Source organism: Candidatus Skiveiella danica (assembly GCF_022705245.1).
Classification (GTDB): Bacteria; Pseudomonadota; Gammaproteobacteria; order Burkholderiales; family Burkholderiaceae_C; genus Skiveiella; species Skiveiella danica.
On record NZ_JAKJEW010000021.1, the window covers coordinates 29,854 to 42,118 of the forward strand.

General features: G+C 65.7%; 9 protein-coding genes. 7 read left to right on the forward strand and 2 right to left on the reverse strand.

The window, feature by feature from the left end:
* Positions 1-20: 20 nt before the first annotated feature.
* Both ACMUOY_RS12895 and ACMUOY_RS12900 read right to left on the reverse strand, forming a co-directional pair.
* A complete protein-coding gene (locus ACMUOY_RS12895; protein ID WP_413893127.1) occupies positions 21-503 on the reverse strand; it encodes a hypothetical protein in 483 nt (160 codons plus the stop codon).
* Positions 504-568: 65 nt separating this feature from the next.
* Entirely contained in the window at positions 569-2,278 is a 1,710-nt protein-coding gene (locus tag ACMUOY_RS12900) for a 7TM diverse intracellular signaling domain-containing protein (RefSeq protein WP_413893128.1), read from the reverse strand.
* Positions 2,279-2,440: 162 nt separating this feature from the next.
* Between ACMUOY_RS12900 and ACMUOY_RS12905 the strand changes: the two genes are divergently transcribed.
* From ACMUOY_RS12905 to ACMUOY_RS12935, 7 genes are all read left to right on the forward strand, one after another.
* Complete coding sequence (locus tag ACMUOY_RS12905) at positions 2,441-3,949, forward strand: AMP-binding protein (protein WP_413893129.1); 1,509 nt, start codon at positions 2,441-2,443, stop codon at positions 3,947-3,949.
* A 57-nt stretch (positions 3,950-4,006) separates the two neighbouring features.
* Entirely contained in the window at positions 4,007-6,733 is a 2,727-nt protein-coding gene (gene ppdK, locus ACMUOY_RS12910; RefSeq protein ID WP_413893130.1) for a pyruvate, phosphate dikinase, read from the forward strand.
* Positions 6,734-6,803: 70 nt separating this feature from the next.
* A complete protein-coding gene (locus tag ACMUOY_RS12915; protein WP_413893131.1) occupies positions 6,804-9,155 on the forward strand; it encodes a fatty acid cis/trans isomerase in 2,352 nt (783 codons plus the stop codon).
* A gap of 113 nt (positions 9,156-9,268) precedes the next feature.
* Positions 9,269-9,859, forward strand: a complete 591-nt coding sequence (locus ACMUOY_RS12920; RefSeq protein WP_413893132.1) for a hypothetical protein — start codon at positions 9,269-9,271, stop codon at positions 9,857-9,859.
* Between the two features lie 175 nt (positions 9,860-10,034).
* Entirely contained in the window at positions 10,035-10,751 is a 717-nt protein-coding gene (locus ACMUOY_RS12925) for a hypothetical protein (RefSeq protein ID WP_413893133.1), read from the forward strand.
* 461 nt (positions 10,752-11,212) lie between these two features.
* Entirely contained in the window at positions 11,213-11,614 is a 402-nt protein-coding gene (locus ACMUOY_RS12930) for a hypothetical protein (protein WP_413893134.1), read from the forward strand.
* Positions 11,615-11,771: 157 nt separating this feature from the next.
* Positions 11,772-12,248 carry an FKBP-type peptidyl-prolyl cis-trans isomerase gene (locus ACMUOY_RS12935; RefSeq protein WP_413893135.1) on the forward strand — a complete coding sequence of 159 codons (477 nt, stop codon included), beginning with the start codon at positions 11,772-11,774 and terminating at the stop codon, positions 12,246-12,248.
* Positions 12,249-12,265: the final 17 nt, after the last annotated feature.

Sequence of the window (12,265 nt, forward strand, 5' to 3'; positions counted from 1 at the left end):
CCACGTGCCATCCAGACGGCTCAGTTTCCGCCGATATGCATCTGGTACTTGGCCCCGTTGGAGAAGGTGCAAGTCCCCGCGCCCTGGTAGGGCGTGTTCATCTGGTATTCGCAGGACATGTACATCCCCTTCGGGCTGAATGCGCTGGCCACACCCCGCTTCTCATCATTGGAGACGCGGGTGGCTTCGCCGTTGAGGACTTCACCCAGGTAATTGACCAGGAAGCGGCCCTTGCCGGTCATCATGTTGGTCACCGTTCCGGCGACGATGCCGGTCTGGGTGGCGATCTCGTTGGCTGGGTACAGCCTCACGTTCAGCGTCGCGGGGGCCGGACCCGCCGCCCCTGTCGCCATCGGCGGCACGACGGTTCCGGCCGGTGGCAACGGATAGTGCTGGTATTGCACCGTCCCGTCAGAGGCCTGCATGGGCACGACATAGCAGCCGGACAGACTGAACGCGGCAGCCGCCGCAGCCAGTGCCAAGATTTTTCGATCAATTCGCATGGCAATCTCCTGAAAAGTGGCCTTGCGAATATGACTCTATGCCGACTTCCTTCGGTCACCTTGATCTAGCGCAACGCACCCCCTGGCGCATTCAGATCGACCTCGATACGGCGCGCACCTGATCGCGCAGCATCGTCGAGCGCGTCGACCAGCCGGTCCAGGGCACCCTCAATGGACATTTGGGCGGTATCCAGCCGGCCGTAGGCGATGCGCAAGACCGCGTCACGCGGCTCGATGCCAAAACGATCGCAGCGCAGGGCCTGTGCGAACAGTGCCGTCAGCAGGCTGCGCAGGGCGGCGTCGGAGGTATGCAAGGGATTGCTCAGAACGATCTCATGAAAGGACCGGCGCCCGACATGGTGGCCCGGCCGCACGGCAGCGACCATCATCGCGTGCAGGAAATGCTCCACGCTGACCAAATCGAGCATCCGCAACCGAGGCGACCCCGGCGCGAGCCCCGGAAAGCGCAGCAGCATCAACAAGCCGGTGCCGGCCACGGCCCTCTCGCCCTTCAGAGATCCCGAGAGCCGCCGCAGCATGTCCTGCCGGTTTTCGCCTGCAGGGCCGCTGACCCGCGCCACCTCAGCCTTGCTCTGCAGTACCAGCGCGCGGCGCTGCTCCAGCCGATGGAGTCCGTACAGGTTGAAGGGCACCTCCAGCACGCTGCCCAGGGGCATGGCCATCAGCACCCACGGCTCGAACGGGATGATCCCGGCCACCCCCAGCGTGGTGATGCTCACGCCCAGGCTCACCGGCACGAAACCGGCCAGCAGCCAACCCGCTGCGCGGTTCTCGGTGTGCCAGGCAAACCAGAAGCTGGACAGGCTCAGCACGGTGGCCACCGTGGCGATCACGTGCGAGAGCGACTGGTACACCGAAAGACTGAAGGCCAGGCCCAGCACCCCGGCCAGCGGACACAGCACCCCCATGAAGCGAAGCAGCCGCGAAAAGCGCGGCGCCCGAACCTCCAGCGCGAAGGCGCATTCAGCCAGCAGCAGGGCCAGACCGGCCGAGAGGCAGGCCAAGCCGGACGAAATGGGTCCCCGCCAATCGGCCAGGGCAGGCCAGATCCAGCTTTCGCCGTAGCCCGAAATGAACATGCCGGCCATTCCGATGCACAGTCCCAGCAAGGCATACAGGCCATAGGCCCGGCTGCGCAAGCGCCAGGCGCGCGTCAACGCATAGGCCACGGCGCACACGACCACCGCAAAACACCCCGTCATCGTCCAGAACTGCCACCGGGACTGGCTCTTCCAGTCGTCCCGTGGCTGCAGCAGGAACAGCCCTCGCGTGGGCACCGTGCTTTTCAGCCGCAGATAGGCCGTGCCCGGCGGTGTGTCGGGCGGTAACGCGAACGTGGCCGGGAAGCGCGCCCCGCTGCGCTGGGCCATCGGAATGTCGCGCCCGCCGCGAAGCACCACCGGCGGTCCGTCCTTCCCGGGCAGGTAAAGGTCGGCGGCGCGCAACGAAGGATGGGTCAGTTCCAGCACGCGCGGCAGCCCCTCAGGGCCCGGCTCCAGGTCCAGGGCGTACCAGATCGGCTGGCGGGCCTCGGCGCGGAACTCGGGCCGATCGCCAGGGGGCAGGGCCACATGGGCGTCGGGCTGCAGCGCCGCCCGGGCTGAATCCAGGTCGTCGCGCCCGACTGGTGGCGTCCAGGCCCGCACCGCCACGACCGCACCGGGATGCGCCGGCGCACCCGCGGCGGCTGACACCAGCACCCACAGGCAGCCCGTCGCGAGCAGCCACTTCCGGGCATGCGCATACAGGTTCATGGTCGTTTGCGGCTCAGGGGATGACGGTGCAGGAAGCGATGCGCCAATTCTAGATTCGCCGCCCAAGCGAAGCGGCAATGCCGCTATGCTGGAACCCGCAGCGCGCGCAGGCCGACAAGCCACCGCGTGCGCCCGGCCCCACCCTCAGGAGAGACTCCGACCATGAACCTGGCGCAACAGCTGGCACGCGTGTCGCGTTTGGACCCCGACCGACCCGCCCTGTTCAACGGCACCCAGCCCGTGGCCACCTACGGCGAGTGGGCGCAGCGCGCCGCGGGGCTGGCCGCCTCGTTTGCCGCCGCCGGTCTGAACCCCGGTGACCGGGTGGTGCTGTTTCAGCGCAACCACCCACGTTATCTGGAGGTACTGCTCGGCGCCTGGTGGGCGGGCCTGGTGGTGGTCCCGGTCAATGCCAAGCTGCACCCGGCCGAAGCGCAGTGGATCATCGACAACGCGCAGGCGCGCTGGGCCTTCGTGACCTCGGACGTGGCGCCCTCGCAATTCGAAGCCCTCGAGCGCCAGGTCGATATCGAGACCCCCGCCTACGAGCAACTGCTGGCGGCTGGTCCCGTTTCGATGGTGCACCGTGCCCCCGACGACATCGCCTGGCTGTTCTACACCAGCGGCACCACCGGCCGGCCCAAGGGCGTGATGCTGACCCACCGCAACCTCATGACCATGGGGCTCACCTATTTCGTCGACGTGGACCCGATCACGTCGCAGGACGCCATCGTCTATGCCGCACCGATGTCGCATGGCGCCGGCATTTACGCCATTCCCCACCTGATGGCCGGCGCGCGTCACGTCGTGCCGGCCTCGGGCGGTGTCGAACCGGCGGAGCTGTTCGGGCTGGCCAAGGCGGCTGGTCCGCTTTCGATGTTCGCCGCGCCCACCATCGTCAAACGGCTGGTGGACCATGCCGAGGCCCATGGCGAAAGCAGCGAGGGCTTCAAGACCATCGTCTACGGTGGCGCACCGATGTACGCCGCCGACATCGAGCGCGCGCTGAGGGTCATGGGACCGCGCTTCGTCCAGATCTACGGGCAAGGAGAGACGCCGATGGTGGGCACCGCGCTGGCGCGCACGCACCTGGCCGATACGATGCACCCGCGCCACGCCGCACGCATCGCCTCGGTCGGCGTGGCGCAGACGCCGGTTCAGGTGCGCGTGGCCGACGGCGCCGGCCACGACCTGCCTGTTGGCGAGGTGGGCGAGGTACTCGTGCGCGGCGACACGGTGATGGCCGGCTACTGGCGCAACCCCGAGGCCACTGCGGCCGCCATCCGCGACGGCTGGCTCTGGACCGGCGACATGGGGGCACTGGACGCAGACGGTTTCCTGACCCTGAAGGACCGCAGCAAGGACCTGATCATCAGCGGCGGCTCCAACATCTACCCGCGCGAAGTCGAGGAAGTCCTGCTGACCGCTCCCGGGGTGGCCGAAGTGGCGGTGGTGGGCGCGCCAGACCCGGAATGGGGCGAGACGGTGGTGGCCTTCGTGGTGCCGCAGACCGGAACCACGCTGGAGGCTTTTGCACTGGACGCCCATTGTCTGTCGCAGATTGCCCGCTTCAAGCGCCCGAAACGCTATGAAATCGTCGACGGGCTGCCGAAAAACAACTACGGAAAGGTCCTCAAGACCGAGCTGCGGCGACGCCTGATCGGCGGATGAACCGGCGTCGCTGACCGGTAAACTGGGGTCTGTTGTCTTTCTTCAAAAGGGGGGTCTATGTCCAGTCCTGTGAAATACGTCTATGCCTTTGGCGCCGCGCTGACCGAAGGCGAAGCCGCCATGAAAAACCTGCTCGGCGGCAAGGGAGCAAACCTGGCCGAAATGTGCCGGCTCGGGATCACCGTTCCGCCGGGGTTCACGATCAGCACGGAAGCCTGCACGGAATTCACCGACAAGGGGCAGGCGCACGTCTTCGAGCTGATCCGCGACGAAGTGGCCCAGGGCGTGGCCCGCGTCGAGGGCGAAATGGGCAAGCGCTTTGGCGACCCGGCTGATCCCCTGCTGCTGTCGGTCCGGTCGGGCGCGCGGGCGTCGATGCCAGGCATGATGGACACCATCCTCAACCTCGGGCTCAACGATGAGGCGGTCGTTGGTCTGGCGCGCAAGGCCAATAACGAGCGGTTTGCATGGGACTCGTATCGCCGCTTCATCCAGATGTACGGCGACGTGGTCATGGGCCTGAAGCCTGTATCCAAGGAAGAGCATGACCCCTTCGAGGTCATCATCGACATGGTCAAGGAAAAGCGCGGCGTCAAGCTCGACACCGATCTGGGAACCGACGACCTGAAGGAACTGGTGCAGCGTTTCAAGTCACTGATCCGCGCCCGCATCGGACGCGATTTTCCGACCGATCCGTGGGAGCAGTTGTGGGGCGCTGTCTTCGCCGTATTCGAGAGCTGGAACAACGACCGCGCCAAGGTCTATCGCGAGCTGAACGACATTCCCCAATCCTGGGGCACTGCGGTGAACGTGCAGGCCATGGTGTTCGGCAATCTGGGTGACAGCAGCGCCACGGGCGTGGCCTTCTCGCGGGACGCGGGCACCGGCGAAGACCTGTTCAACGGGGAATTCCTCATCAACGCCCAAGGCGAGGACGTGGTCGCCGGTGTGCGCACGCCGCAACAGATCTCCCGCCTGGGCTCCCAGCGCTGGGCGCAACTGGCACTGGTCAACGAAGAGGAGCGGCGCTCGCAGTTTCCGTCGCTCGAAGAACTCATGCCGGACATCTACCAGCAGCTGCTGAAGGCCGAAACGCTGCTGGAGAACCACTTCCGCGACATGCAGGACATGGAGTTCACCATCCAGGAGGGCAAGCTCTGGATGCTGCAGACCCGCAACGGTAAGCGCACGGGCGCAGCCATGGTGCGCATTGCCGTGGAAATGCTGAAGCAGGGCATGATCGACGAGAAGACCGCCCTGTTGCGCGTGGCGCCCGAGCGCCTGAACGAGCTGTTGCACCCGGTGTTTGACACCCATGCGGTCAAGGCCGCCAAGGTCATCGCGCGCGGTCTGCCGGCCTCGCCGGGCGCGGCGACGGGGCAGATCGTGTTCTTTGCCGACGAAGCCGAGGAGTGGGTCAAGCAAGGCAAGGTGGTGATCCTGGTGCGTCTGGAGACTTCGCCCGAAGACCTGCGCGGCATGAGCGTGGCCCAGGGCATCCTGACAGCACGCGGCGGCATGACCTCCCACGCGGCGGTGGTGGCGCGCGGCATGGGCAAGTGCTGCATTTCCGGCGCGGGCGCTGTGCATGTGGACTACAAGGCACGCGCCATGACCATCGGTGATACGGTCTACCAGGAGGGCGACTGGCTGTCGCTGGATGGCTCGACCGGCGAAGTCTTCGAGGGCCGTATTCCCACCGTCGAGGCCGGTTTGAGCGGCGATTTCGGCGCCCTGATGGCGCTGACCGACAAGTACAAGCGTTTGCATGTGCGCGCCAATGCCGACACGCCGGATGACGCCAAGGTGGCGCGCAACTTTGGTGCCACGGGCATCGGCCTGTGCCGCACCGAGCACATGTTCTTTGCCGGCGACCGGATTCTGGCGGTGCGCGAGATGATCCTGGCCAACGATGAAGCCGGCCGCCGCAAGGCCCTTGCCAAGCTGCTGCCGATGCAGCGCGGCGACTTCGAAGGCATGTTCCGCGAGATGAACGGCCTGCCCGTCACCATCCGCCTGCTGGACCCGCCCCTGCATGAATTCATTCCGCACGATGAGGCCGGTCAGCGCACCATGGCCAACGAGATGGGCGTGCCCCTGGGCAAGATCAAGATGCGGGTCGAGGAACTGCACGAGTTCAACCCGATGATGGGGCACCGTGGCTGCCGTTTGGGCATCAGCTATCCGGAGATCACCGAAATGCAGGCGCGCGCCGTGATCGAAGCGGCCCTCAACATGAAGGCCCGGGGCTTTGAAGTCAAGGCCGAGATCATGGTGCCGCTGGTCGGCACGGTGCGCGAATTCGACGCCCAGGCAAAGGTTATCCGCCAGACCGCCGCCGCCGTGTTTGCCGAGCGCGGCGAGCAACTGGAGTACCTGCTGGGAACGATGATCGAGACGCCGCGGGCCGCGGTGATCGCGGACAGCATCGCCCGACAGGCCGAGTTCTTCTCGTTCGGCACCAACGACCTGACCCAGATGACCCTGGGCTTTTCGCGCGACGACGCGGGCAAATTCCTGCCGGACTATCTGCGCAAAGGCATCTACGAGCACGACCCGTTCCGCTCAATCGACCAGAAGGGGGTCGGCGCGCTGGTCGAGATGGCCGTGCGCAAGGGCCAGCAGGCCCGGCCGGGCATCGAAACCGGCGTCTGCGGCGAACATGGCGGCGACCCGGCGTCGGTCGAGTTCTTCCATGGTGCCGGGCTCGACTACGTCAGCTGCTCACCGTTTCGGGTGCCGATCGCGCGCCTGGCGGCCGCCCAGGCGGCGATCAGGGAGTGAGCCGCGCCGCAAGGTGCCCAGCAGGTGCTGGGAGTCCGTGACACTCTTGCACTGAATCCGCCGTCTCGCCATGCGCAGTACCAGTCTTGCCCTTCTTGTCGCCTGCGTTGCTGGCTGTGCCACGCTGACCCAGGATTCGTTGCTTGACCAACGCTTCGGACCGGCAGACCCGAGCCGATTTGACCGCCCGGCGACACCGCCGCCAGGCGGCGTGTCCTACCAGCGCGACGTGCGCCCGGTGCTCGAGAACCGTTGCGTGGTCTGCCACGGCTGCTATGACGCACCCTGCCAGCTCAAGCTCGGTTCCTGGGAGGGCATCGCACGGGGGGCCACGAAGGCGCTGGTCTACGATGGCACTCGCCTGCTTGAGGCTCCGCCCACGCGCCTGTTCGTGGATGCACAGCTGCCCTCGCAGTGGCGGCAGAAGGATTTCCATCCGGTCCTGAATGAGCGCACGCCCACGCCCGAGAACAACCTCGCGGCCAGCGTGCTGTACCGCAGCCTCGCGCTCAAGAAGGCGCACCCCTTGCCGGATGAACCTGTGCTGTCAGGCGCGTTCGATTTCTCGCTGGACCGAGCCCAGACTTGCGCGCGGCTCGGCGAGTTCGACGCCTACGAGCGCGACCATCCGCTGGCCGGCATGCCCTATGGCCTGCCGGGCCTCGCACCGCGCGAGCTCGATGTGGTGACACGCTGGCTCGCCACCGGCGCACCCTTTGACGCCGCGCCAGCACCGCCGGCCCATGTGGCACGCCAGGTGAAGGACTGGGAGCAGTTCCTCAACGGCAGTTCGCTCAAGGAGCAGCTCATGAGCCGCTACCTCTACGAGCACCTGTTCCTGGGTCATCTGGTGTTCGAGGACGATGCGCACCATCAGTCCTTCCGCCTCGTCCGCTCGACCACCGCGCCCGGCAAGCCAGTGGTTCCGGTGGCCACCCGCCGCCCCTACGAAGACCCCGGCGTGGCTCGTGTTTACTACCGCCTGGAGCCCGAACGTGAGACCATCCTGGCCAAGACCCACATGCCCTACCGGCTGTCCGCGCAGCGCATGGCGAAGTACCGTGGCTGGTTCCTCGATCCGGCCTACGTGGTCCAGGCCCTGCCGTCGTACGGCGATGAGCAGGCGTCCAACCCGTTCCTGACCTTTGCGGCAATCCCGCCCGAGTCGCGCTACCGCTTTCTGCTGAACGAGGCCGAGTTCTTCATCATGAACTTCATCAAGGGGCCGGTGTGCCGCGGCCAGATGGCGCTCGATGTGATCCAGGACCGGTTCTGGGTCTTCTTCATGGATCCGAAGAGCGGCTCAGGGGCCGCGGATGCCGAACTGGCCGCCCGTCTGGCCAGCAAGATGCGCCTGCCCGCCTCCTACGGCAGCGACTCGCCGGCGCTGTTCGCCTGGCTCGAAATGGCCCGCCAGGAAAGCGACTTCCTGGCCGCCAAGAATGCGCTTCTCACGCAACGCTATGGCGGCGCGCAGAAGGTCGACCTGCCGCTGATCTGGGACGGCGACGGGCGCAACCCGAACGCCGCATTGACCGTGTTCCGCCATTTCGACAGTGCTTCGGTCGTCAAGGGCCTGGTGGGGGAGCCGCCCGAGACGGCATGGGTCATCGGCTACCCGCTGTTCGAGCGCATCTATTACCTGCTGGTGGCCGGCTACGACCCCTACGGCAACATCGGGCATCAGCTCAACAGCCGCCTGTACATGGACTTTCTGCGCATGGAAGGCGAAAGCAACTTCCTGACCTTCCTGCCCAAGGCCACGCGCGGCCCCATCCGCGACCGCTGGTACCGGGGTGCAAGCGACAGCGTCAAGGCGTACATCGATGGCAGCAAGAACCCGCTGGATGCCGAGTCCGGCATTGCCTTCCGCAGCAATGACCCGCAAGCCGAGCTTTACGGCATGCTCAGCCGTCGGCTAAGCCCGGTTCTGGAGCAACGATTCGACCTGGCCACGGTGTCGGATGTGGGGCTGCGCCAGCCCTTGCAGACGCTTTCTCGCATCCGCGGCGCCAGCCTGGCGTGGCTGCCCGAAGCCACGGTGCTGCGCGTGGACGATCCGCCGCGGCCACCCCGGTACTTCAGCCTGCTTCGCAACACCGCCCACAGCAATGTCACGCACCTGATGAAGGAGAAGGCCGAGCTGTTGCCGGCGGAAAACACGCTGACGGTGGTGCCCGGCTTCATTGGCGCCTACCCGAATGCGATCTACCGCGCCACGACCGCACAGCTGCCGGATTTCGCGCGCGCCATCCAGGGGCTGGCCTCGGAAGCCGACTACCGTGCTCTGGCCAGCCGGTTCGCGATCCGGCGCACCCACCCCGGCTTCTGGGCCGCCAGCGATGCGTTGATGCAGGCCTACGCGCAATGGTCGCCGCTTGAAGCCGGCCTGCTGGACTACAACCGGCTGGAAAACCGCTGAACGGCCCTGCTGCAGCAGGCCCCTGCGGGTTCGACCGGGTGGTCCCGACCCTGAACGGGCCGCTATGATCCGCCACACCCGCCGAAGCCAACCCTGAGAACTGTTCAACTGCCATGTCCGGACACCCTGCGACGCCCGATAAGATGCCATCGCCGGCACCGGCAGCCGCATCGGCCTCAGGGACCGATGGAAGTCATACCGCCACCGGTGCGGTGGTCGAAACCGTCCTGACCGAAGCACTGCCGGTGCCCGACATGGTGTTTGGCGGCGGCATGCTGGTGCTGGTCATCATGTTTCATGCCTTCTGGATCCGCCTCATCACGAGCAGTTTCCTCAAGCGTTCAAAGAGCGCCGGCGCCCACGCCGGGCTTTGGCGCGCCGACCTGTTGTTTGCCGCAACCGTGGTGGCTCTTTTGAGTTTGCACATGGCCGAGGTCTTCGTCTGGTCGGTCGCGCTGGTCTTCGGCAACATTGTGGAAGGATGGGCGCGGGCCAGCTACTTTGCGGCCAATTGCTACACCGCGCTGGGCGAGCCCTTCTCGCTCCCCCATGCCTGGCGCCTGTTGCCCCCGATCATCGCGATCTCCGGCATCTTTACCTTTGCCTGGACCGCCAGCGTGCTGGTGAATTTTGTCGCGCGCTACAACGATCTGCGCGCCGAAACCATGGCCCGGCGAGAAAAGAGCAGCAAGCCAAAAGAGTAGGGACGATGAAACCCGTGATCCTGCCAATCGCAGACCAGGAAGTGTGCCCGGTTGATCATCCCTGGCGATCCCCCTTCATCGCCCTGCCGCACCGACGCGGACCTGTTTTCAGGCGCCCCGCGCTGTGGTACGGTAAGGTTTTCGTTCATTCATTCAGTTGATCTGAGGAACCGTCATGTCGAAGGAAAGACCTGCCATCGGAGCCAACGGGCTCCCCCTTCCCATCCTGCCGCCTGAGCGTGACGTGCGCGTCTGGGCCAAGCTGACCCGCGTCGTGGTCTACACGCCCGGCTTTCTGGCGCTGTTGCTGCTCAAGGTGGGCGAGCCCACCGGCTTTGGCATCACGGTGGAGTTGCTGATGCTGGCCAGCACGGCCGCCATCGTGGCTGGCCTGTTCATCGGTACGCAATCGAACGAGGCGGGCGCCGACCATTCCTCTCGGGTGGCCGCGTGGAGCGGTGGTCTGGTGCTCGAACTGCTGTGCGCCGTGCCGATCCTGTGCGCCGTGCCGGGCCTGTTTCATGAGTTGGCCAACAGCAAGTTGCTGCACAGCGCGGCGCCGGGCGCCGTGGCCGTTCCGTTGGGCATCACCGAACTGCTGCCGGCGGTCGCAATCCTGCCGTTCATGCTGTACCAGCTCGCCGGGTTTGGCACGCTTCACTATGTGGTGTCCAAGCCCGTCAACTGGGTACTGAATATCGGCATCCTCGGTCTGATCCTGGGCAGCACCGCCGCCAACCGCATGGGCGCGTTCACCGTGGAAAAGGCGCTGGTCGCCACGCTGGTCATCGCCATGGCGCTGGTCGTTTTCTATGGCGTCATGAAACTGCGCCAGATGCAGATCGAATTTGACGCCAACGCCCCGCAGAAGCCGCCCAAGGAAGCCAAGTAGCGAAGTCACTTTGATATCCCATCGGCGGGGGGACCCAGACACCCGGTACGCCGGGGTCTGATGTCACCCGCGCGACGGATTGGCGGGTAAACCCGGCTCTTGCCCGTCTCTTTTTCGCGCTTGCAGATTCCGGCGGCTTGGATTGCGTCAGGCCAGCCGTTGCCGTTGTCACGCCCCACCCTCGGTAGCGGGGGCCACCCATAGCTGCAAGATCACCAGGCGCACACTGATCTTGGACAAAGGCGAAACCGACAAGGCGTTGGTCACAGCGTTCTGGCCAAATCGGCTCCATGACCGCCAATTTGAGTCGAGACCTAATTGGACACCTCAAGGGGCCTTCGGGCCTCTTTTTCGTGGCAGCCACAACGATCGAGCGCCAGCGCACAGACGGGGGAATGGGGGAGCCGTAGATTGCAACTCCCATCTACCTTCGGAGTGCCGTCATGATCCCTGAATTCTCAATGTCCCGATCAATGTCTGTGTTGGGTTTTGCAGCGCTTGTCCTGGTGGCGGGCTCTGCCCATTCGCAGAGTGCCGAATACCGCCGCGGCTACGACCAAGGCTATCGGGATGGCGCCGCTGCGGCGGGAAACCAGAGCCCGTATCCCAACGGGATGGGGCAGATCACCATTTCGAGCGCCTTGTACGGCATTCGCGGAGCCCGTTGCGATGCACGCGACAGCCTGCAGGCGCTGGTTGCGGGAAAAAGGCGTATCGATGTCAAGGTGGACAACGACCTGTGCGGCGATCCGGCGCCCAATCAGGCCAACAAGCAGATGACCGTGACCTACAGTTGTGGCAACGGCTCGGAGCGGCGTGTCAGCGGCCCAGAGGGCAGCATCCTCACCATCGGCTGCCGGTAGGTGGTCCAATGGACGTGCGCTGGACGTGCAGCGCACGTCCAGTCGGGTGAGGGGCATCGGGCCATGGGTTGGCAATTGCCTGGTGCCGCCATGGCGTAGCGCTGGGTTGAGCGAAAATCGCCCCCACCAACCACGGCCCCGCCCACCGCACCCTGCCATGAAAATCGAAAAAGACACCGTCGTCACCCTGCGCTACAAGGTTTCCGACCTTCAGGGCAAGCTGATCGAGGAAGCCAAGGAGCCCTCGGCCTACCTGCACGGCGGCTACGGCAACACGCTGGCGGGCATCGAGGCCGCGCTGCAGGGCCAGGAGGCCGGCTACCAGATCACGCTGCAGCTGCAGCCGGCCGATGCCTTCGGCGAACGCGACGAGGGTTTGTTGCAGACCATTTCGCGCAAGGATTTTCCGCCGGGCGTGAAGGTCGGCGGCCAGCTGATGGGCCGCGACGCCGAAGGCCACGAACAGGCTTTTACGGTGATGAAGATCAAGGGCGACACCGTGTTCCTGGACGGCAACCACCCTTTGGCCGGCAAGGCGCTGCGCTTCAGCCTGAAGGTGCTCGAGGTCCGCGCGGCCACTCCGGAAGAAGTCACGCACAAGCACGCCCACGGCGCGCACGGGCATCACCACTGAGGCGCCCCGGCGGCGTC

Coding starts and splice junctions, on each gene's coding strand:
- ACMUOY_RS12915 (WP_413893131.1), top strand. CDS start 6,804: ATGCGCAGTACCAGTCTTGCCCTTCTTGTCGCCTGCGTTGCTGGCTGT.
- ACMUOY_RS12895 (WP_413893127.1), bottom strand. CDS start 503: ATGCGAATTGATCGAAAAATCTTGGCACTGGCTGCGGCGGCTGCCGCG.
- ACMUOY_RS12935 (WP_413893135.1), top strand. CDS start 11,772: ATGAAAATCGAAAAAGACACCGTCGTCACCCTGCGCTACAAGGTTTCC.
- ACMUOY_RS12900 (WP_413893128.1), bottom strand. CDS start 2,278: ATGAACCTGTATGCGCATGCCCGGAAGTGGCTGCTCGCGACGGGCTGC.
- ACMUOY_RS12905 (WP_413893129.1), top strand. CDS start 2,441: ATGAACCTGGCGCAACAGCTGGCACGCGTGTCGCGTTTGGACCCCGAC.
- ACMUOY_RS12930 (WP_413893134.1), top strand. CDS start 11,213: ATGTCCCGATCAATGTCTGTGTTGGGTTTTGCAGCGCTTGTCCTGGTG.
- ACMUOY_RS12920 (WP_413893132.1), top strand. CDS start 9,269: ATGTCCGGACACCCTGCGACGCCCGATAAGATGCCATCGCCGGCACCG.
- ppdK (WP_413893130.1), top strand. CDS start 4,007: ATGTCCAGTCCTGTGAAATACGTCTATGCCTTTGGCGCCGCGCTGACC.
- ACMUOY_RS12925 (WP_413893133.1), top strand. CDS start 10,035: ATGTCGAAGGAAAGACCTGCCATCGGAGCCAACGGGCTCCCCCTTCCC.